The sequence below is a fragment of the Campylobacter sp. RM16188 genome (assembly GCF_012978795.1).
Lineage (GTDB): Bacteria > Campylobacterota > Campylobacteria > Campylobacterales > Campylobacteraceae > Campylobacter_A > Campylobacter_A canis.
On the sequence record NZ_LIWQ01000021.1, the window covers coordinates 1 to 21,136 of the forward strand.

The 21,136-nt window shown below is 37.0% G+C and carries 23 protein-coding genes and 1 pseudogene; 17 read left to right on the forward strand and 7 right to left on the reverse strand.

Annotated features, from left to right (window positions below):
- From CDOM16188_RS10465 to CDOM16188_RS10480, 4 genes and pseudogenes are all read right to left on the reverse strand, one after another.
- Positions 1-364 (reverse strand): annotated as a pseudogene (locus CDOM16188_RS10465) (phage head morphogenesis protein); the annotation flags it as partial.
- Positions 357-1,766, reverse strand: coding sequence for a DUF935 family protein (locus CDOM16188_RS10470; protein WP_172202003.1), 1,410 nt, complete (start codon positions 1,764-1,766; stop codon positions 357-359). The gene CDOM16188_RS10470 and the pseudogene CDOM16188_RS10465, both read right to left, overlap by 8 nt.
- Before the next feature lie 8 nt (positions 1,767-1,774).
- Positions 1,775-3,322 carry a phage terminase large subunit gene (terL, locus tag CDOM16188_RS10475; protein WP_172202005.1) on the reverse strand — a complete coding sequence of 516 codons (1,548 nt, stop codon included), beginning with the start codon at positions 3,320-3,322 and terminating at the stop codon, positions 1,775-1,777.
- A gap of 106 nt (positions 3,323-3,428) precedes the next feature.
- Positions 3,429-3,905: a DUF1804 family protein gene (locus CDOM16188_RS10480; protein WP_172202007.1), complete on the reverse strand. Its 477-nt coding sequence runs from the start codon at positions 3,903-3,905 to the stop codon at positions 3,429-3,431.
- Between the two features lie 204 nt (positions 3,906-4,109).
- Here CDOM16188_RS10480 and CDOM16188_RS10485 point away from each other — a divergent pair, with 204 nt between their 5' ends.
- The 7 genes from CDOM16188_RS10485 to CDOM16188_RS10515 are packed head-to-tail and all read left to right on the forward strand — an operon-like array spanning position 4,110 to position 7,900.
- On the forward strand, positions 4,110-4,907 hold the full coding sequence (locus tag CDOM16188_RS10485) for a phage protease (protein ID WP_172202009.1): 798 nt from the start codon (positions 4,110-4,112) through the stop codon (positions 4,905-4,907).
- Between the two features lie 20 nt (positions 4,908-4,927).
- A complete protein-coding gene (locus CDOM16188_RS10490) occupies positions 4,928-5,815 on the forward strand; it encodes a Mu-like prophage major head subunit gpT family protein (RefSeq protein WP_172202011.1) in 888 nt (295 codons plus the stop codon).
- 10 nt (positions 5,816-5,825) lie between these two features.
- A complete protein-coding gene (locus CDOM16188_RS10495; RefSeq protein WP_172202013.1) occupies positions 5,826-6,122 on the forward strand; it encodes a hypothetical protein in 297 nt (98 codons plus the stop codon).
- The gene (locus tag CDOM16188_RS10500) at positions 6,058-6,381 is read left to right on the forward strand and encodes a hypothetical protein (RefSeq protein ID WP_172202015.1); all 324 of its coding nucleotides are present in this window, start codon (positions 6,058-6,060) and stop codon (positions 6,379-6,381) included. Before CDOM16188_RS10495 ends, CDOM16188_RS10500 begins: the two co-directional genes overlap by 65 nt.
- Positions 6,378-6,734 carry a hypothetical protein gene (locus CDOM16188_RS10505; protein ID WP_172202017.1) on the forward strand — a complete coding sequence of 119 codons (357 nt, stop codon included), beginning with the start codon at positions 6,378-6,380 and terminating at the stop codon, positions 6,732-6,734. Before CDOM16188_RS10500 ends, CDOM16188_RS10505 begins: the two co-directional genes overlap by 4 nt.
- Before the next feature lie 21 nt (positions 6,735-6,755).
- On the forward strand, positions 6,756-7,424 hold the full coding sequence (locus CDOM16188_RS10510) for a hypothetical protein (protein ID WP_172202019.1): 669 nt from the start codon (positions 6,756-6,758) through the stop codon (positions 7,422-7,424).
- A gap of 2 nt (positions 7,425-7,426) precedes the next feature.
- Entirely contained in the window at positions 7,427-7,900 is a 474-nt protein-coding gene (locus tag CDOM16188_RS10515; protein WP_172202021.1) for a hypothetical protein, read from the forward strand.
- Between the two features lie 262 nt (positions 7,901-8,162).
- Here CDOM16188_RS10515 and CDOM16188_RS10520 read toward each other — a convergent pair whose 3' ends face one another.
- Positions 8,163-8,336, reverse strand: coding sequence for a hypothetical protein (locus tag CDOM16188_RS10520; RefSeq protein ID WP_172202023.1), 174 nt, complete (start codon positions 8,334-8,336; stop codon positions 8,163-8,165).
- Positions 8,337-8,390: 54 nt separating this feature from the next.
- On the opposite strand from CDOM16188_RS10520, the gene CDOM16188_RS10525 reads away from it, so the two are divergent.
- From CDOM16188_RS10525 to CDOM16188_RS10570, 10 genes are all read left to right on the forward strand, one after another.
- On the forward strand, positions 8,391-13,640 hold the full coding sequence (locus tag CDOM16188_RS10525) for a tape measure protein (protein ID WP_172202025.1): 5,250 nt from the start codon (positions 8,391-8,393) through the stop codon (positions 13,638-13,640).
- Positions 13,637-14,518, forward strand: a complete 882-nt coding sequence (locus CDOM16188_RS10530) for a hypothetical protein (RefSeq protein ID WP_172202027.1) — start codon at positions 13,637-13,639, stop codon at positions 14,516-14,518. The genes CDOM16188_RS10525 and CDOM16188_RS10530 overlap by 4 nt, the downstream gene beginning before the upstream one ends.
- Entirely contained in the window at positions 14,518-16,119 is a 1,602-nt protein-coding gene (locus tag CDOM16188_RS10535; RefSeq protein ID WP_172202029.1) for a hypothetical protein, read from the forward strand. Before CDOM16188_RS10530 ends, CDOM16188_RS10535 begins: the two co-directional genes overlap by 1 nt.
- A 4-nt stretch (positions 16,120-16,123) precedes the next feature.
- Positions 16,124-16,609, forward strand: coding sequence for a hypothetical protein (locus CDOM16188_RS10540; RefSeq protein ID WP_172202031.1), 486 nt, complete (start codon positions 16,124-16,126; stop codon positions 16,607-16,609).
- A gap of 1 nt (position 16,610) precedes the next feature.
- Positions 16,611-16,997, forward strand: a complete 387-nt coding sequence (locus CDOM16188_RS10545; protein ID WP_172202033.1) for a DUF1353 domain-containing protein — start codon at positions 16,611-16,613, stop codon at positions 16,995-16,997.
- 11 nt (positions 16,998-17,008) lie between these two features.
- Positions 17,009-17,428, forward strand: coding sequence for a hypothetical protein (locus CDOM16188_RS10550; RefSeq protein WP_172202035.1), 420 nt, complete (start codon positions 17,009-17,011; stop codon positions 17,426-17,428).
- Positions 17,425-17,787: a hypothetical protein gene (locus CDOM16188_RS10555; protein ID WP_253908193.1), complete on the forward strand. Its 363-nt coding sequence runs from the start codon at positions 17,425-17,427 to the stop codon at positions 17,785-17,787. The genes CDOM16188_RS10550 and CDOM16188_RS10555 overlap by 4 nt, the downstream gene beginning before the upstream one ends.
- Positions 17,777-18,223, forward strand: coding sequence for a hypothetical protein (locus CDOM16188_RS10560; RefSeq protein ID WP_169976211.1), 447 nt, complete (start codon positions 17,777-17,779; stop codon positions 18,221-18,223). Before CDOM16188_RS10555 ends, CDOM16188_RS10560 begins: the two co-directional genes overlap by 11 nt.
- Positions 18,220-18,777 carry a putative peptidoglycan-binding domain-containing protein gene (locus CDOM16188_RS10565; RefSeq protein ID WP_216656288.1) on the forward strand — a complete coding sequence of 186 codons (558 nt, stop codon included), beginning with the start codon at positions 18,220-18,222 and terminating at the stop codon, positions 18,775-18,777. Before CDOM16188_RS10560 ends, CDOM16188_RS10565 begins: the two co-directional genes overlap by 4 nt.
- A 114-nt stretch (positions 18,778-18,891) precedes the next feature.
- The gene (locus CDOM16188_RS10570; protein ID WP_172202037.1) at positions 18,892-19,551 is read left to right on the forward strand and encodes a sce7726 family protein; all 660 of its coding nucleotides are present in this window, start codon (positions 18,892-18,894) and stop codon (positions 19,549-19,551) included.
- On the opposite strand, the gene CDOM16188_RS10575 is transcribed toward CDOM16188_RS10570, so the two are convergent.
- Both CDOM16188_RS10575 and CDOM16188_RS10580 read right to left on the reverse strand, forming a co-directional pair.
- Positions 19,517-20,596, reverse strand: coding sequence for a hypothetical protein (locus tag CDOM16188_RS10575; RefSeq protein WP_172202039.1), 1,080 nt, complete (start codon positions 20,594-20,596; stop codon positions 19,517-19,519). The two genes, CDOM16188_RS10570 and CDOM16188_RS10575, sit on opposite strands and share 35 nt — an antisense overlap.
- A 3-nt stretch (positions 20,597-20,599) precedes the next feature.
- Entirely contained in the window at positions 20,600-20,992 is a 393-nt protein-coding gene (locus CDOM16188_RS10580; protein ID WP_172202041.1) for a hypothetical protein, read from the reverse strand.
- Positions 20,993-21,136 lie beyond the last annotated feature (144 nt).

Here is a 21,136-nt window from a genome sequence, read left to right on the forward strand (position 1 = left end):
TACTTACCCTCATGTTTGTATTAAATATGCGCCTAAGACGCCTTGAGCCTACGTATATCTGTTTTGTTTCGCCGGTGTTCGGATTGGTTACGCTTACATCGCCTAGCCAGCCCTTTTTGGCAAGTAAGGGACTTATGTCTTTTTGCCACTCGCTAAATCTTTGTCCCTCTTTATATGCCTCGCTTAGGCTTTTTTGTATGTCATTAAGAAGATCTATTTTAGTGATTTTTGCTACGGTAAATACTCTGCTGTGAGCCTCATGCATAATCTCATCATAATCAAAATGAAGCTGTGGCTTTCTAGTTTGTAAAAATTTAACTACGTTTTCAGGCTTTGCAAAAAATGATAAAGCTACGCTACTCATCTATATTTCCATAAATTTCAGCATTTGCAATAGCGTTAAACATAATCTCTTCAAGCTTTGAAGTATTTACCTCTTTATACATTTGAGCAAGCTTGCTAAAGGCATCTTCATAGCTTTTGCTCTCTTTTAAAAGGCTGTTTAAAGAGCTTTCAATATCTTTTAAAATATCCTTTTCGTTCTCACTAAAATCTTTGCTTGCAATAGCAGCATCAATATTATCAAACGGTAAAACAGCCTGCTTTGAGTTTTTTGAAACCTCTTTCTTCTCTAAAATTTGACCGACACTTTTAAGCTTAAGTCCTTTAATTTTAAAAGTCTCTTCCATAAACTCCACCGGGATCTCATATCCCATGTTTGTAATCTTTTCATATACCGTGCTTAGTTTCTCTTCATCAGACTCAAGTCCGGCATCTAGGATAAATTTAAAAGCGGCTACGTTTGCGAAATTTAGCTTTAACACTTCTTTTATAAAAGAGTGCATACTAGCGCTTAAAAGCATCGCATCAAAACGCAAAATATCTTGCCTTATTTCGTTGTGTACCTCTCCTAATGCCCTATTTCCGTTTGCTTGAACATTGCCGGCTAAGGTTTGCCCTGTGATAAGCTTGCTTATGGCATCATCGCAGTATTTTATAAAGTCTAAAAAAGTGGCTTTATCGACATTGCCGCTAAGTAGCTCAACAAGGTCGGTCTTTGAGAATAGTCCGACTCCGTTAGCTCTTAAATTTATAGCCGCTTCAAGTATGGCTTCGCTTTGTTTTTCATCATCTACAGCATCACTTTTGACAATAAGTGGGGGAACTGATAATGAGTCAAAAAAACTCATATATTTTGAGATGGTAAGATGTTTAAGAGCCGTAATTACGACAAGCTTATACATTAGGCTTTGAGTGATAATATCTCCGCTGTCCGTCGGATGGTGGTGTAACCAAAATTCATCCCTTGTATCTATAAAGATTTTATCTATACCCTGCTTGAGATAGAGCCTATCCTCTCTGTCCGTGTTAAAAAAGGCATGAGATACAAATCTAAATTTAGGCAAGATCTTGCCGTCTACACTCTGCCACTCTTTGATAAAAGGCGCAAACCCATAGGCGATACCTGCTGTACAGTCAAATAAAAATCTTTTAAACCAAATATTTTCTATCAGCGATGAAACGAATTCGTTTTGTTTTTTATCTTCGCTTTCAAAAAAAAGAGGCAAGGACGAGACATATACTCTTCTTTTAAAGAGCTCTGATCCTATTTGAGAGTCTGCTGTTCTAAAATACTCAAATACTCTAACTAAAGCCTCAAGATTTTGGCTATCTATAGCGGTTTTTATATCCGAATAATCTACTCTAATAATCTTTTCTGTCTTATCGCTTGGCTTTAAGACTATGGTTCTTTTTACCTCTTTCATTTTCTCTCCTAGTTGTATCTATTTTTTAAATTTATAAGCGCTTTGCTCTTTTTCTTTGAAAGTCTGTTTATGGCTCTATAGTCGGCTATGGCAACCGATGAAGCTATCCTAAATGCCATTTCACTGGCATCAAGCAAGTCATCATGCGGAGTCTTTGGATATGTATCAAGCTCTTCTATGAGCAGATTGTTATCTACGCAAATAAGCACGGTTTGATCTGTTACATATGGCGCAAAAGCGTCGAGTCTTAGCTCTTTTGATACTGAATTTTTAAGCTCGCAAACGCTTAAAGTTATGCCTTTGTTGGCAAATTCTTCCTTTAGTTTGTCTTTGAAAAACTCTTGAAAGGCTATAGTCTCAATAGCAATCTTTATCGGCTTGCCATATGTTAAAAGCTTTAGATAAAGCTGCATAAATTTACCTATCATAACGTCCGGCTTTAATTTGTAGCCTTTTGTATCAAGATAGTATTGCTTGTCTTTTTTGCCAAGGACGGCCAGCCCAAAATAATCACCTCTACTCTTTCCAAGCGCCGGATCTATACCTATATAGTAAGCATCGCAAGTAGGCATAACCTCGTAAGTTTTATAGCCTGAGAATATAGCGCCGTCTTTGCTTAAAGGTTCGTTTTGATACTCGGAATAAAAGCTCTCTTTATCATCAAAAAATTCGGTTAATATGGTGCGCTTATCCATACTATCGTCATCAAGCTTCATGTTTATAATTTTGGCTGTAGATATGTTGCTCTCATTGAGATCGTCTATATTATCCGGGAATTTCGTAATAAGAGGAAAGTTGTAGGATATAAAGGAGCTAAGTCTTTTTATCCTAGCCAATAATCCGTCATGGTGCAGTCTGGTTCCTACTACAATGATATTGTAAGTTGTACTCTGTCTTGCAGGTAGCTTTAAAATAGCCTTTCTAAACCACTTATAAAGCTTATCTCTTTGGGATGCGCTCTCTACGTTCTCATCGTTTTCTATATCGTCACAAGTGATTATATCCGGTCTTGATCCAAGAAAGTTAGTACCGCGTATCTTTTTGCCGGCACCAAAAAATTTCATCTTTTTGGGGTTATTATTAGTATAAAAGATGAACTCTTCGCTTTTCCATTTTTTTCCTGCAACGATCTTGTAATCGTTTATGAGCTTTGAATTTTCTTCAAGCTCCGTTCTAATAGTATCAGAACTTTCTATCGCTATATCTAGGGTGGAACTTATGATAATAGAGTATTTCTTTCTATCCGTAAGCAGCAGCCAAAGATTAAAAAGCCTTGTAATAAGAGTGGTCTTTGCACTACCGCGGTAAGCTTCAAATAGAATTCTTCTGTTTTTGGTGCAAATTTTCAGCAGATTGCTATATATAAAAAGCCTAAATTTACTACGCTCATTAAATTTTTCTATCAGAGCAATATCTTCTATGCCTATTTGATGAGAGAAATACTCCAGTACAAATTTTTTAAAATCATTTGCAGATTCTTTAACTCTTTGATCACCTTTGCCATCTATGATATTTGGTAGGGATTTTAGATAAGCTTTAAGCTCATTTAGTTCCATAGTGTTTAAATCCTTTTAAACCCCTTTTAAAAACGTTTAAATAGTTTGTGTTAATACTTTGGGTCGTTTTAAAATTAAAATTGATTGTTGGGCAAATTTGATGCATTTAAACCGCCTTGTTTTTAAGTACCATAGATATAATCTCATCGCTATTGCTACTAAGCCAAGCAGCTACTGCATTTTCCTTTTGCGAAACAGCTAAATTTGCAATAGATTCAAGTGTGCTTTTTGCGGCCTTTAATGCAACTTCTTTTTCGTTTATCTGCCTTGGAGCCTTTATACTCCAGTATGTTTTAGCAAATTTATGTAGTTTTTCTAATGTTTCCGGATTAAGCTCAATCTCCCCTGCCGTTTTTAAAAATTTTTCATAATTTTCAATAAGACTATTGATAAATATAGCCTCTTTATTCTCCAGCTCATCCTCACTTCTTAGATTCGCTAGTTTTAAAGCATCCCAGTCAATACCTTTTTTAAAGTCGTTTTTCTTGTGATAGTAAAAGGTTTGCCGAGTTATATTTAAAGCGGTACAAATATCGCTAATGTCTTTTCCTGCTACATATAGCTCTTTGGCAGCTTCTCTCATTTTTGTCCTTTTTTGCAAACTCTATCACAAAAGAATTTTTAAACCACTCCAGATAACGGCTATTTAGAGTGGTTTTATTTTTGAAAGCCCTTAAAATGCGAGGTATAAAAGATGAAGAGGAAGCAAAACGGGAACCCCGCTTGCGGGGACTTTAGTGTTTGCTCCTTTAGTAGAGCTTTGCTTGACGTTAAAAGGAGATAAAAGATGATAGAGCCTGAAAAAAGCCTAATAGCGCTTGAGCTAAATAGCAAGCAAGAGGGCAAAATCAAGATAAGCCCTATTGGGGCTACTGTGCTTGGGTATGACGGAAGAGTGTTTAATATAGATGCAAACTTCGTTGTATCAAATACAAGAAGTCAGGGTGTGGATATTTTGCTTGATAAGGATCACTATGATAGCGAGGCCATGGGCTGGTTTGACATAAACTCGCTTGAAGCAAGAGATGATGGAATATACGCATCTTTGGAATTTACCGAAGTAGGACAAGAGCTGGTGGATAAGAGGCTATATCGCTACCTAAGCCCTGCTTTTGAGGTTAATTATAGAGATAACGGAGTCAGAGAGGTGGTAAGAATAGCAAGCGTTGGGCTTGTAAACAGACCTAACTTATTAAACAAATCACTAAATAATAAAGGAGAGGAAAATATGCCTGAAGTAAAAAATGATGATTTGGCTTTGAAATTAACGGAAGCTAATGAGAATATTACTAGCTTGCAAGCCGAATTAAACGCTTTAAAAACCGAAAACGAAAGCCTAAAAACAGCTTTAATTACAGAGCAAACTAACGCTAAAACGGCAAGAATTGAAGGCGCTATTAAGAATGGCGAGCTTTTGCCTAATAGGAAAGAGATGGCTATGGCGCTTGAAGGAAATGCCCTAGATAGCTTTTTAGAAGTTTCAAAGGTGGAGGCGGCAGCCGTTCTTAAAAAGAGCGAACTTGAACTAAACAAAAAAGACGAGGATGAGATACATCCTGATGTAAAAGCTCAACTGGGGCTATAAAACCAAAAAAAGGAGAAAAAATGGCGAAAAGAACACTTGATGCAGCGTATATGAAAGAAGTTTCAAAGGGATTTAAAACCATATTTAACGATGCTTTAAAAACCAACAACAGCGATTATCTCAAAGTTGCTACAGAGGTAAAGGCAAACACGGTTACGGTTGATTACTCTTGGATAGCTGATATGCCAAGCATGCGTGAGTGGGTAGGAGATAGAACGCTAAACGAACTTGCTGCATGGAACTATCAAATCAGCAAAAAAGACTGGGAAGCTTCAATAAAAGTAAAAAGAGATGTGATCGAATACGACAATCTAGGCATAGTAAAGCCAAGAATTTTAGATTTGGCTGCTGCTGTTCCCGAGCATTACAATACGACAGTTTTTGGGTTGCTTGAGCTAAACGGCAACTGCTATGACAGTAAGAAATTCTTCGCCGCAGATCACCAAGTAAAAGGTCAAAGCTTTTCAAATTTGGGAAACTTGGAGCTAACCGAAGAGAACTATGAAAAAACAGTAGCCGAAATGAGTAGGCTAATAAAGGATAACGGTGCTCCGCTACGTGTAAAACCTACGCTTATAGTTGTGCCGCCTGAGCTAAAAGCTAAAGCAAAAGAGCTATTTTTAGCGGAAAAAAAGGCAAATGGTGCAAGCAACCCACTCTATAAAGAGGTGGAAATTTTAGTCTGCTATGAGCTAACTAAAAAGAAAGCATGGTATCTACTTGATACATCAAGAGCGGTTAAGCCGATCATTCTTCAAATAAATAAAGAGGCTGAATTTGTAGCTCAAGACAAGCTTGATGACGAGGCTGCGTTTATGAGAAAAGAATTCCGCTACGGAATTGATACGGAAGATAACGTCGGATACGGTCTATGGCAACAAGCTTATGCAAACTTGCCTAGCGAATAAGGAGCATAAAATGGGTAATTATGAGAGCTTTTTGGCTGCTAGAGGAATGTCTCGCAATGAGAAAGAAGAGGATTTAAAACCCAATGAAACCAAAGATTTGACAAAAGAAGATGGAAAATCAGATCAAGATGGCAATAATGAAGAAGTAGGCAATATTCAAGATAAAACCAAAGATGAAAATTTGACAAAAGAAGATGATGAGTCTTTGAATGATGCAAGCAAAGAAGGCAAAAAGGGTAAGGATGGCAACTCTAACTCCGGAAAAACTAATACAGCGAGCAAGGGTAAGTCTAAAGAATCCAAATGAGGTTACGGACGACGTTTGCGAGCGCGCGGTAAATGATGCCTTAGAGGCGTGCAAAGATCGCAACGTGCCTTACTTTGCAGCGGAAGATTTTGCATATATCAGGTTAAAAATTTATCTAAAAGCCCAGCTTGAAGAGCAAGATATGATGCTTTATGAGTCGGCGCAAAAAGCGATAAAAAACGCTCCGTTTATAAATGCGGACGGACTATCAAGCTCGGCTAAATTTTACTTGAGCAAGAACAGAGAGAGTGTGATATGACCTCAATAAACCAAGTAGCAAAAGAGCTCAAAGATGAATTTGGATTGCTTGAGCTAAGCGGAGTTGAATCACTTGATCAAAACGGCGACTATATCATCTTTGATGGGTTGGAAAGCGAAAACAATATAACGGATAATGCTCTTTTTAGCGTTTTAGTCGCTAGAAACACATTAACTGGCGAAGGAATGGGAGTTCTATCCAAAATCGATGAGCTAAGGCGGGATCTATTTAGATACGGCGCAAAAAGGGGCTTAAAGATACTACATGGAGCAAAGGCTGCGTTTGTAACCGGCTCACTTTATTGTGTGAGGCTACAAATAAAAATAAAGATAGAGGGCTTTATAGAGGCCTAAAATTTAAAAAAAGGATAAAACATGGCAAACGAAAAAATCGCAAGACTATCTACCGCAACGGTAAGCTTTATGCCTAAAGGTAAAACCGAGGCTATTACCTTAGGTTATCAACAATCTGTAAATTTAAACAGAACCATCGAGAAAAAAGAGCTGCTTTCAAATGATGAAAGCTTAGGCGAGAGCGTAATGGAGCTTGAAACAAAGGCCGAGTATAACTTTAGTACCGAGATAGGAGATATAAGCATAGAAAATCTTGCTCTTTGCTTTAAAGGACTTGTTGAAGATGAGACTTACGCGGCTGCAGGCAAATTTTGGAACGGTAAAACAATCAAGGCAGACACCGAAACTATCAAGATAGGCGATCCGGTTATAAAAGACAACAAGATATATATAGCTACCGAGAACATGAATTCGGGATCCTTTACGGTTGAAAAATGTGCGCCTAAAAATTACCCGGTTAAATTTAAAAAGATTGTGCCTCAAAAACTGGCTAACTCTCTTGGCAAAATCATAGTAGATGGTGCAAACCTAGCTACAGGTAAATCTCAGATACTCATAATTCCTCTGGTAAATCTAAGCTTTGAAGGGGATTTAAACGTAAGCGGTAGCGATTATGCGAAGTTAAGCTTAAAAGGCAAGATCTTAAAAGCCGCAGGCGAAGAGCTATTTACATTCATGGACGGAGAATAAGCATGAGAACTAAATTTCCATTTACCCTAGAAATAGATGATCAAGAGTTCAAGCTTCAATATAAAGATTTAAAAAAAAGCGAAGCCATTGATCTCTCAAAGCTATTTAGAGAGAAAACTACAGACATAAGCAAAATGACCAACTTAGAGGCTGAGATAAGAGAGCTTGAGGAGCAAAAAAATCTCTCAAAACAACTTGCTGACGTCTCAGTAGGGAATAAGGATAAGGCTCTTCATTTAAAGGAAGCAAGAGAATATATTGCCAAAATTAGCCAAAAAAGAGCCGAGCTTGAGTCTATTGCCAATGCAGCGAAAATAATAGATTTTGATGCGATGGCAATGAAGAGGTTTGAGCTTTGTGTTAGTGGCGATGATCTAGTAAAGCTTCAGGAAAAAATTAAAGAAAGCGGTATTGATTACGTAACCCTCATGGGAGAAATTGATAAGGCTATAGAGGCAGAAAGAGTAAAAAAGTAGAGAGGCTAAAAGCCTTTATAAGCTTAAAAATTAGCCCGAATGACTTCGGGCTTGATGATTATGAAAAGCTTGTATATGAGGCTTTTAGCGTATCTTTGAACAAAAAACTGGGATTTAATGAAGTTTATTATGAGTGTGACTCTTTAATAATCAAAGAGTTTTCAAAAAGATATAAGATTGATTTTATATGGCTTTACACAGTATGCAGAATTTTAGGAGATATGCTCAAATGATCGCTTTTAATATAAATCAAATTTTGGTTCTATCTGCAAAAAGCCTTAATCAACGGAATACCCAAGTAGTAGGCAAAAATTCCTATGATCGCAGATAAAAAAATAATGGTTTTTGATGGAAATGCAACAATGAGAATGATTAATCCTATGGCAATGACAAAGACACCAAGCCCGATAGACATTTTAAATAGTAGATCTAGCATATCATCCTCCTTATTTTTATCTCATTATATCAAATTTATAGCAAAGAGTAAATAATGGCAACATCTAATGATATAAGAATAAAGATAACCATTGACGGCGATGCTAAAAGCGTAACTCTTGTAAGAAATGAAGTAAATAAACTAGGAAATAGTCTTAATAACGTTGATACCTACGCGAATGCCTTAAAAAGTACACTTGGTAAAATGGCTGCAATAGGATTTGCAGTAACCGGTATAAACAATGCTATTAGTAAAAGTATAGCTTCTATAGACACTCTTGCAAACGCTACGGGCAGACTAAAACTTGTAACTTCAAGCATGAACGAGCTAAAAGATGTAACAGAGAAGCTTTTTAAAATTTCAAACGACTCAAGAGTGAGTTTTGCAGGAAGTGTTGATATATATTCAAGATTTGCAAGAAGTTTGAAAGCAACAGGAATTGAGCAGCAAAAAATGCTTGATGTAACGCAAGCGGTCAATAAGTCTCTGATTATCAGTGGAGCAAGTGCTCAAAGTGCAAATGCCGCCCTTGTTCAATTGGCTCAAGGATTAGCTGCAAATGAATTAAGAGGCCAAGAGTTGCTTTCTGTAATGGAGCAGACCCCTCGCCTTGCAGAAGCAATTGCAAAAGGAATGGGTATAAGCATAGGCGAACTTCGAAAAGTGGCTGAGCAAGGAAGCCTAAGCGCAAAAGCGGTATTTGATGCACTCCTTAGCCAAAAGGATGTTATAGAAAAAGAGTTTACTCAAATGCCAAAAACAATAGAACAAAGCATGACTATACTTGCAAACAATATGCAAAATATGCTTGGTAAATTCAATGAAGCTACCGGATTTACAGCCGGAATCGCAAATGCTACTACTTCTTTGGCGAACTCTTTTGAGAAGATATACCCTTATATAGGTACTATAAGCAGCGGCATAATGTCTCTTGCATATGCTTTTGGGGCTTACAAGATATCCGTAATTGCCGCTGAAATTAAGACCTCGCTTTTTCAAAAAACCATGATGGGAGGATATGCAAATCGATATATAGCATCACTTATGTCAGCAAAGAGTGCAACCGATATTTTTAAGATCAGTGTTATCGCAACAACAGGGGCTATGAATTTTTTAAATACTGCAATGAAGAGATTTTTACCGGCTCTTGTTATAGGCTCACTAATTGAGCTTGCGTTGCACTTTGATACGGTTAAGAAAAAACTCGAAGATCTCTCATCCGAATGGAATAAATTTTTAAAATCTCCTATAGAGGTAAACAAAGTAGCCTTAAAAGAAAAGCAAAAGCTATTTGAAAAAGCACAACAAGACCTTAAAAAAGAAGAAGAAAAATTAGCCGACATGAAAAGATTATGGGGTAACAATCCCGATCTTGCTGAAGCTATTGAAAGACAAGAAAGAGCGGTAAGAAAGCTTCAGGGGCTTTATAACGAGCTAAGAGTATCTATTGATGAGGAAAATAGACTAATAGATGCTTCAAATAGACAAAGAGCCTTAAATACCAAAAAAAGCGTTCAAGATGAGATTAATGATCTTGAAAAACTTTCAAAAGAGGCCAAAAAAGCCATTGATATATACGGAGAGGGTATATTTGATGAAGGCGACAGAAAAATTAGAGAGATTGAAAAAACAATTGAATTTTTAAGTTTGTCTCTAAGTAAAACCACAAACGATGGCATGGTCAAACTTATTACAAATGCTATTATAGGAAAAGAGCAAGAGATCGTAAAAATCAAGGAGCAGTATAGCAAGCAAATATCAGACGAGCAAAAAAGAGCAGCTGAAGAAGCAAAAAAGTATATTAAAGAGAAATTTGATGCACAAATTAGTTACTCAAAGGCAGTAAAAGATAAAGAACTTGAGCATAAGTTAGAGTTGGCAAAACTGGAGCATGATCTAAATGACCAAGTGGCTCAAGGATTAATATCTCTTTCTGAAAAGAGAGAAATTTTACATCAAAAGGAGCTAGATAGAATAGCTGAACGCAAGTCCGAAGAAAAAAGATTAGCTGCAGAATTTGATAAGGAATATGAAGATAGAGCGGTCGCCAGAGAGAAGCTGTTTGAACTTACCGACAATATGGATGAACTGTACAAGGTAGTAAAGGATAGGCATATTAAAGAGCTACAAGAGTTAGTTCAAATTTCAGGTGCTGTAAACATAGACATAAACGCTTTGGCGGAAAAGGAAACAAAAAAACATCTTCAAAGGTTTACCAAAAATACTAAGCACTCTTTCCAAGACATAAAAGGCTCTTGGGCCGATACGGTTTCTACTATGCAAAAGACAGTCGAAGAAGGCTTTTTTGATTTCTTTATGCAAAAAACTAAATCGTTAAAAGGCGCGTTAAAAGACATAGGTCAAGGTGTATTTAGAGATTTTATTAGCCCTTATGCCAGAAGCCTATCGCAAGGCTTAGCGGGCGGTTTTGGTGCATTGCTTGGCGGTGGATCAAATTTAGCTTCCATCGCTTCATTTTACGGATTAACCAAGAATAGCGAAGGCGGGTTTAGCGGTCAAGTAAATGGCACAGATGTAGTCATCTCAGGCACAGGCGAAATTCTAAGCGGTAATAGCGCCTTTGGCGGTGCAGGGAATATATTAAACGCCGTTTCAAATTTAAAGAGTATCTACTCTATGATGTCAAACGGCTATACAGGCATGGTCGGTGGTCTTACATCTCCGTTTGCAAAAGGCGGATTATATTTAACTAATTTAGGATATGGCGGACTTGGCGGTTTTACTAGCGGCTTTGGTAGCGGCATTAGCACAGTGCTTGGAAACGGGGCGACCTATCAAGGCATGATGGGCGCTTATGCAGGCGGGCTTCAAGGTGGTGGCTTGGGTGCAGGCTACACAGCCGGAGCGGCAGCAGGCGGAGCTTTAACCGGTGGAGCCATAGGATACGGTATTGGGACTTTAGGCGATAAGATGTTTGGCGCTCAAACCTATGCACCTTATACCGGAGCGGCAGCCGGAGCAGCACTAGGCGGATATGCCGCAGTAGCGGGAAGCTTAAGCGCCATACCTGTTTATGGTTGGATAGCTGCGGCAATAGTGCTTGCAATAGGCGGCATGATAGGCAAATGGAAGACTACCGATGTAGGAATTGGTATCGGCGAGGGCATAGGCGGTAAAATCGGCGATAAGATAAGCCTTGAGAAGCTATACAGATACGAGGATAAAGAGAAGAAAACTTGGTTTAGTAAAAAGAACAAGACTATTGAAAGTGGGCTTGATGATGAAACTATAAAGGCCATAAATGGTGCAGTATCAAATATACATCACCTGCTTAAAGGCATAAGCGCAACCGATCATCTCTATTTAAGAGAGGGTAAATTTAGCGGTAACGACTTCTTTAATCAAAACCTTGCAGGAGCTGCCATATCAGCCTTTACTGGACAACTTGGCAAAGATAGCACGCACAAAAGCTTTGCAGCCTTAGCGGATAAAGAGAAAAAAGAAATTTACGAGGTAATTCTTTCTACTTTAGGCACTGTAAAACAAGCCGTAACCGAAATAGACTTTATAGGGATAAAAAATCCTATCATATCGGCTGCTAAAGTAGTTGAAAACTCAATCGATACTTTTAAAATTTCAACCGATAATGCATTTGGAGAGTTTAGCAATATCCTTTCTATCTCAACGGATAAATTTAAAGAGAAATACCTAAACGCACTAAGAAACGATTTTACTAAAGAAAACGTCGATAAATGGAATGCTGCCAAACAAGCTTACGAAGCTGCAAGGAAAGCTCAAGAGGATTATACTAAGGCGGTTATATCATTCACTCAGCAGATAGCTGGTATTCAAGGCGGATTTTACGGAGCCAATAAGATAGATACAACTTTCTTAGGGCTTCAATCAATTTACAGAAGATTTAATACTCTACTTGGCGGGCTAAACTACGACATAAGCGATAACCAAAGAAAAGATGTAGCAAAATTTGGAAGTGCAACCGATATTCATAGTTGGAGCAAATATCTACTAAGTCTAAGCTCGGATCAAATGCAAGTGTTTTTAAGTGAGGGCAATACCGAACTAAGACAAGAGCTTGTGAAAGTTCTAACCGAACATAAACAAGCCATAGATGCAAACGGCGGTAAAGAGGGATACATCAAATCGCTTGCAGATCTTGAAGCGCTTAATAAGCAGATTGCAGCTCTTAAACTAGCAGAGCAGGCTGAAAAAACACTGCAACTACAAAGAGAACAGTTAAATATACTGCATCTGCAAAGAGGGGCTATTGAAAAGCTAGGCAATATAGCTACTCGAGTAAGAGATAGTGTTATAGATAACTCCACAAGCGGAATAAATTATAAAAATGCACTAAGCGCTGCAAAAGAGGCTTATAAGAACAAAGATTATAACTCTAAAGCCTTTGAAAATTTAGGCAATGCGGCCACTCATCAGCAAAGATACTTTGAAAACACTTCAAAGACCTATGAAGAGTATAAGCTAAACATGCTAAAAATGGCAGCCGAGATCGAAGGCATTGCCGACCGCACAACGCTTGATGATATTAATAAGTCGATTAAAAAGACCGAAGAGCAGATAGGAGTAGTTGGCAAACATAGTGAAAGCCAGCTTGCGGCTCTTGAAATGCAGCGTCAACAGCTTATTCAAAACAGCCAAAGTCAAATTAGCGCTCTAGATGCCTTGCTTGGTTCAAATAGTCCGATGATAAGATATTTGCGTGACGTCCTTGATAAGCTGATAAACAAAGATATGCCAAAAGACGCTCCAAAAACACAAATTCCAAACTACTCATCGGGAGTAGACACCACAAATAATAAATTTCGTACGGCTAACGGAGCTTTGCTCTTAACGAAACTTGATGAGCAGATCAATCAAACGTATCTGTCTACGTTAAGAAGAAGCGTAGATCCGTCAGGCTTAGAGTTTTGGAGAAACAAGATAAATAGCGGGCAGCTACCCCTTAGCCAGTTAGCCGCAGAACTTATAAAGAGCGCAACCGCCATCACACAATCAAGCAATCCCGAGGACTGGATCGAATGGTATAAGGCAAAAGGCTTTAAACCGTTTGCGGACGGTGGCATAGTAACCCGTCCTACAAGAGCCCTTATAGGAGAAGCCGGATACGACGAGGCTGTAATACCTTTAAAAGACGGCAGAGGGGTAAAGGTATATATGGACGGAGAGTTTAAAAATTTAACCAATTCAAATGCAAGGCTTGAGAGCATAATAACCGAGATGGCAAAAGGAATAAAAGAGCTTGTAATGCACATAAGAAACATTATGAGCCATGACGGCACTAGCATAAATACAAAGGTGAAATCATGACGGTAATAGATAAAGTTGCCTACACGGTAGTAAGCAATAACGCTCCTATAGACACAACTCCCGCTTGGCAAAGCGGCAAGAGTTATCAAGTGGATGATAAGGTTAAATACAAAGGGCAAATTTATATCTGCGCTAAGGCAAATCAAGGAAGCGAGACTCCGGATAAATCAACGGTAGAAGAGTGGGTAAACGTAGGAGATCCGAACGAGACAAAATTTAGGGATAAATTTATAAACACTCAAACAAAAAAAAGCGACGGAACACTTGAGATCGTAATTAGGATAGACAGTAGCTTTGTAAATGCCTTTGCACTATTTAACGTCGATGCAAAAAAGGTAAGCATTTTTGATAATGGCAACAACCCTATATTTGAAAAGAATTTAACCGAAAGCGAGCCTATATCAAACTGGTGGCAGTACTTTTTTGGAGCAGGCTTTACGTATAAAAGCGATCTATGGTTTTTAAGCGAGATCGACTATAACGAAAACATAAAAATAGTCATAGAACCAAACGATAAGGGTGCAAATTTAGGTCATCTTATCGTAGGAAAGCAGATTGTGCTAGGTCATACGGAGGCGGAATTTAGCATAAAGATAATTGACTATTCAAAGATCATGGAAGATCCTTACGGCAATATCCATATAAGAGAGGGCAAAAAAGCAAAGTATGCAGATACTAATATAACTATGCCTACAAGTCAAATAGACTTTAACAGACAAACTCTGGCACGCCTTGAAAAGCCTACTCTTTTTATAGGGGATGAAAAGAGTAACGGATTTGAGAGCTTAACAATACTCGGCTTTAGCGACGATCTTGAAATAATTTCTACAAGCGGAGAATTTAGCACGACAAAACTAAGTATAAAAGGAGTGATTTAATGGCAAATATCTCAAAAATAAATCAAAAACTAACACAATTCGGACCGGCACCTCAAAGAACGGATCCCGCAAATTTCCCCACAAGGGCAAACGCTATGGTGGCTCACTTTCTAACGCACTTAGATGAGCAAAACATTATGAGCGAACAATACAATACCAGTATAGACGAGCTAAATACGACAATAACCGATATGAACAATAAACATCAAGAGATAGTCGAAAAACACACCGACTTCATCCCGAAATACGACGATTTGGCAGATAAATACGACAAATTTATCCCAAAGTATAACGACACCGTTAAAAAACATGGGGAAGTGGTAAGTCATAGCACTCATGTAGATAGCGTAAAGGCTCAGATAGATATAGATCTTGAGCGTGCGAAGTCTTTTATCAACGAGCAGAACAATGTTATAAACGATACTAAAATATCGGAAGTGTCTACATGGAGTAGTACAAAGATAAAAGAGGAATTTGGTAAGAAAGTAGGCATAGATGATAATACTGTGTCTATCTTAAATCTCAAAATTTTAAAAGAAAAAGCAAGCTCTAATCCTCCAGCAATGGCTCAAATTCTTTTTAGGACGCAAAACGGGCAGAGTTTTGAGATTGCAGATTTACAGCAACTTTATCAAACACTCAAAGGATATATTGACGTTGATTTTGTTAGTGGGGAGCTAAATCTGATTGAGAAAAAAGAACTGCTTGAAATTAGTGGAAATTTAGTATTGCCAATAAGTGCTATTACCACAACTGACGGAACAAAAATATTTTATAGCAATTTGAGGAGCTTTTCATATAGCCAATCGCTATTAAAGTTAAAAGACGGAGTTTTTAGCAAGCTTAACACACCTGCTGTTGGGGGGCAAAGTTTTAGAATGGTGAGGGTTTATGAAAATAATCAGCACGAACTATACTTGACGGGTGGCAACCACAATCTTCAAGTTTATAAGCTAGATAGAAGCGGAAGTGGCTCTTGGCAGCAAATCTCAAACCCAAATAATGTATTTTTTTTCCCATACTGTTTAAATACAAACAACCTTGCAGGGGTTACACAGGGACAGAGTGATTATTATTATAAGGTTTGGGTGCTTAAAAATGGACGTTTTGAGCAACAAGGTAGTGAAATTCAAATGAAAAATAGAGGAATAAGCTCACTAGGGAGCGGGGCTTTTATTGACAATACGTCATCGGTTTATTATGACGACAGAAAACCATCTTTTCAACTTCAAAGAGATTTAGGTTTTGGGGCTATCTTTATAGGAGGGTTTGCAAATCAAGCAACATTTAAGCAATATAAAGGGGCTGAGGATAATTCAAGTATAGTTGGAGGCTTAATCCCATTTTTAAATGCTTATACAAGAATTATATACTTATCTGCAGGCGGTTTTGTCGTGTATAACAGTAGCGATAAATTGACAATATATAGCAAAAAAAACAACAAAAAAATAAACCTGCAAATCACAGACCCTATTTTAGACAAAAATTTTGGAACAAGCATAAATCTAAATAGTAAGATTGTTACTGTTTCAGATAATAGCGACAATTTTAAATATTTTTTAAGTAGAAAATTTTTAAAGCACTATGGCATTGAGGAGTAGAAAAATGTATCAATACGAAAAAATAAAAAACGGCGAATATCGCATATTTGGCAGAGATTATGATACTACGCATTTATGTAGCGAAGCGGAAGCAAAGCAAATCGTAGCTAGGCTTGAAGTGGAGTGGCTAGAGGAGCTTAAAAAGCTAAAGATAGCAGAGTTAAATTCAAATATCAATAAAGCTTACAAAGCCTACTTAGCCAAATACCCGGATGTAGAGATTAGGACATTTGAAGAAAAAGCAAAAGAGAGTTTCTTAGTAAAGAAAGACCCGCAAACTCCTTGCGCAGATACTCCTTTGCTATGCAAGCTTACGGCAAACGGAACGATAGAAGAAAGAAACATCCTAGCCGGGCAGGTGTTTGAAAAAGTAATCGAAAACGCCGCTCTTGAAAAATGGGGTGTAGTTACAAGGGATGCTATCAAGGCGGCAACAGACGAAGCAACGCTTAATCAAATCAGTATAGAGATACCAAATTTAGGAGCATGAGATGTTTAAAACAGAACTAACTATAAGGCGAATAATAGGTGTAAAAAACTGCTGGCAGACGGTAGAGCCTTTGGTATGGAGAAGCGAAAGAGATGAAGTCGTAGTGCCTGCGGGGTTCATTTATGACGGAGCGAGCGTGCCAAGAATTTTTACAAACATATTTCCAAAAAGTGGCGAAAGATATGACCGTGCAGCTTGTTTGCACGACTTCCTTTATGCTACTAGGATGCTTGATCGAAAAAGGTGCGATGAGATATTTTACGAGGCTATGAAATTTGACAAGATGACTAAGTGGAAAGCGTGGGTGATCTACAAATCGGTTAGGTTATTCGGCAACAAGGCATACAGCGATCATAAAGTGCTTGATGCAAGCAAGATAAGACTTTAAAGGGAGAGACGATGCTTAAATTTATACTGTCATTTGCAAAATCAAACCCTTTGACCATGGCCGGGTCTACGCTTTTGTTTTTAGGTTTACTGTTTGGCAGTATGTATGTAAGATCTTACGTTAACGAGCTTGAAGATCTTATATCTAAGCATGAAAAAACCATAAAAGACAATAAGGCCGAGCTAAAGGACAAAGAAAAGACTATAGCTCTTAGAGAGGCTGAGATAGAGATTGCAAATGCAAAAATCTCTTCACAGAACAAAAAGATAGCTAACATTGCGATAGAAAGCGAAAGGCTAAGAAACGCACAGCCTATCATCAAAAAAGAGATAGAGACAAAATATATCAAAATAAAGCCTCCGGATACTTCAAGCAAGTGCCAAGCAAAGCTAAAGTATTACGAGAACCTTTTTAGGGAGTTAGGAAGATGAAAACGAGCAAAGCGACCCAAGCAGAGCGCAGGAGCATTTCTACGCGAGCAAAGCGACGCTGGAAGATCATACAAGCATTGATTAAATTTGAAAATATGACTGAAAGAACCATTAGAAAGATCATATTTATCATACTGCTTGGCTTTGCAGTGTTTTTGGCGGGATGTAGCCAAAAACCGGAAATCATCACAAGAACGGTGTATCAGGATGTCTATCTGCCTATTAAGTGTGAAGCAAAGATCCCGGATAAGCCAAAATTTGATGAAAACAATTTAGAGAGTGCCAAAGCCATAGCCAAATATTATGAAGAGACTGAAAGACTGCTCAAAGAGTGTATAGGCGGTATCGATGCTAAATAACATAGACAAAGATACCTTTATTTACGGAATAGTAGCCTTTATAGGGTTTGCAGGCGGGGTTCTTGGAATAGGAAGCGGAAATACGAAGATAGAGGGTGAGAATAAAGCCGGCAGAGCTATATCGGTAGTAGTAGCCATAGGTTCAGCCATGCTCTTTTGTCTTGCTGTGCATGAGATCGTACTTTATTTTTCAGGCACTCCAAGTCTCGGGGTAGCTCTTGGAGGAATTGCCGCATGGTTTGGCGCAAATTTCATGAAAACACTAACTATTAAGCTAATAAACAGCCTTATAAGCGCTCTTGTGGAGTTTATCACCAAAATAAAAACTAGAAGAGACGATTACTCTTATGGAGGCTCAGAATATGAATACAAAGATATTGTGAGACCAAGAAACGAAACAGAAGATATGAATAAAACATACAAGGAGTTAGAATGATACCAAATTTCAGTAGATCGCTAGATATTTTATATGAGCTAGAATTTAATAATCCAAGTAACGCCCTGCATAAAAACCCTACTGAGCCTGAGCTCACCTTTATGGGAATATACGCTAAAGCTAATCCGAATTGGCAAGGCTGGAATGAGGTGTATAGCGTAGTTAGATATAGCAAAGACTTAAAAGAAGCCTCTATAAAGCTATATAATGATCCGAATATACAAGAACTGGTAGCCGAGTTTTACAAAGAGCATTTTTGGGATAGGATGAGACTAGGAGAGCTAAATTCTCAGAAAAAAGCCGATGAGATATTCATCTTTGGAGTGAATGTTGGATGCAGGGTAGCTATAAAAACGGCTCAAAGAGTAGTAGGCGTAGTAGATGACGGACACATGGGAGAAAAGAGCATCGATGCTATTAACAGAATAGATGAAGAGATATTTGACAAAAAGTACGACAGATTGGAGATAGCTTACTACGATAGACTGATTGAAAGAAATCCAAACTATAAGATATACGCTAGAGGGTGGAGGAATAGAGCGCTAAGAGTGTGATAGCGAGACGAATCCGACGTCTCAATAAGTTCTTACAGCATAAAATTTTAAAAAATATTAAATTTTTATATAAGATGGTATACTATTTGCTGTATATAAAATATGGAATCAATAATGCAAAAGGCTAATGCTAGTATCATAAAAAAAAGCCTTATAGACTGGCTTGATAAAAAATATATTGATAAAACTATTACCGCAGAGATACTCGTTAAAACATCTTTGGGTGACAAAGTTGCGGATGTGGTAGTATCAAACGGTCATGCCATTGCGTATGAAATAAAAAGTGAGCTTGATACTACTCTTAGATTGCGTGATCAGATAGCAGGTTTTAGCGAAGTATTTGAGTATGTTTATTTGGTTTTTTGGCGTGATAAATTTAACATAAGCGAGCTCAATCTGCCTTGCAACATAGGAATTATTGAGGCTTTTTATCATAAAAATAAAGTATCTTTTAAGATGGTTAAAAAACCAAAAATCAATAATAATATATCAAAATACAACCTGTGTAGCATGCTATGGGCTGATGAATTAAAATACTTTTTAACAAAAAAGGATGTAGCTTTTAAAAAAAATGCAGATAAAGAAGTTCTAGCTAGTAAATTTTGTTCAATATCTACCAATAGGGATATCATAAGAGTTTTTAGGTTTATATTAAAATATAGATACGAAAAAGGGTTTTTGTCATACAAGCAAAATAAAGACAAAAAAAACGCCCTATCCTTTTTGTCAAAAAATAAAGTCAATCGTCATTATTTATCAAATTTGACATTGTAACTATATAGTGTGCTATCATTCTATGCTTCCAAATGTTTCCAGATTTGAAACTTTCGATTTTGTCCGAAACAACATCCTTTATAAAAGCGCACGTTTCACAATGTAATGTTGAAAAATTTCTAATTTCATTAACTATTTTTTGACAAAGCTCCTTATATTGCTCGTAATTTCCTCTATTGTTGGCAGTAAAAGTGCATAAGTTCCCATCTTCTGTAGCGTATTTTATGAAAGGATAATATAAAAATCCTTTATCGCCGTCTATATCTATGCTAGATTGTATTTTATCCGTTATAGTAAAGTCGGCATACCCCAAAGCAATACCAGAAAACTTATTGTTTATCACATTGAAATTTGATAAATGTATATTTTTTAATCTGGCAAAGCTAAATTCAGTATCAGCCTTCTGACTGTCTTTTAGGCTTTCTCCTGCTAATATAATTTTTTTTACATTACATTGTTTAGTTATTTCTTCTATATTATTTATAACATAATCCATATTTGAGTTAGAAACATCCATTATGACCGTAGCTTTTTCTATACCATCCGGCAAAAAGTCATACAACTCCCAAAATATATCTAAGTCTTCTTGCTTAAATAGATCGCTTTGAAATAGCCTTATTGCAAAATCATCAAATGCTTCTATAATCTTTCTTGCAAAAATTCTATTTTGTCTAATACTCTCCCTTCGCGTCCTTAATGAGTACTCAAAAGATATTACAGGTACAATATCCTTAAGATTTGCTTCTTTTGCTTTTTCAGACAATTTAATAAAGAAATTATACTTTGCTTGATAATCTATCAAATTTAAATCACCTATAAATTGATTTGAAAAATACGTAGGTATATCTACAAAACATTTTTTTTGTTGAAATATGTCTAGCATACCATTTGCTTTACCGCTAAGTAAAGTATCCAAAAAATCGTCTATATCCTGAGTTTTTGCATTAACAAGTTCAATAATCGGGTTTACTTCTATAGGTTTTGTTAAAGCTTGCTTTAATCCTTTAATTTCATTTAGTTTATTTTTTATAATCGGGTAATACATTTATTATCCTTTTGTATATTGCATTATGATAGCGACAACCGATACAATAAGTGCCGCTATTGATATCCATCGCTCCCAACTTTTATGCTTTTTATCATCAAGCTCTTTTTTAGTAACCATCTTTGCTTCTACTTCTTTTTTATAGCTTACCATAAGAGCTTCCGCATTTTTTATTTTTTCTGTTAATACCGCTAAATCTTTGTCATGCTGGTAAATATTCAATTGATACTTTTTTATATCCCAAAGTTCAGACTTATTGTTATCAATATCTTTTTTTATATACTCTAATGATTGCTCTAATTTGGTGGTTTCTAGCTTTAAATTTTGCAAGCAGTTGCTCATATCGTCTAGTTTATTTTCTATCTTATTGATTCTGTCGTCATATATTTCTGGCACAACACAATCCTTTTAAAAGTTGAATCTGTATATTATACTTATAATTAAATAAATTTACGCTAGAAATCAAAGTGGGAATCAGGCAAAATTGAATCCACTTTGATTTTAAGCGTAAATTCACTTTGATTTGAAAAGCGGTTTTAC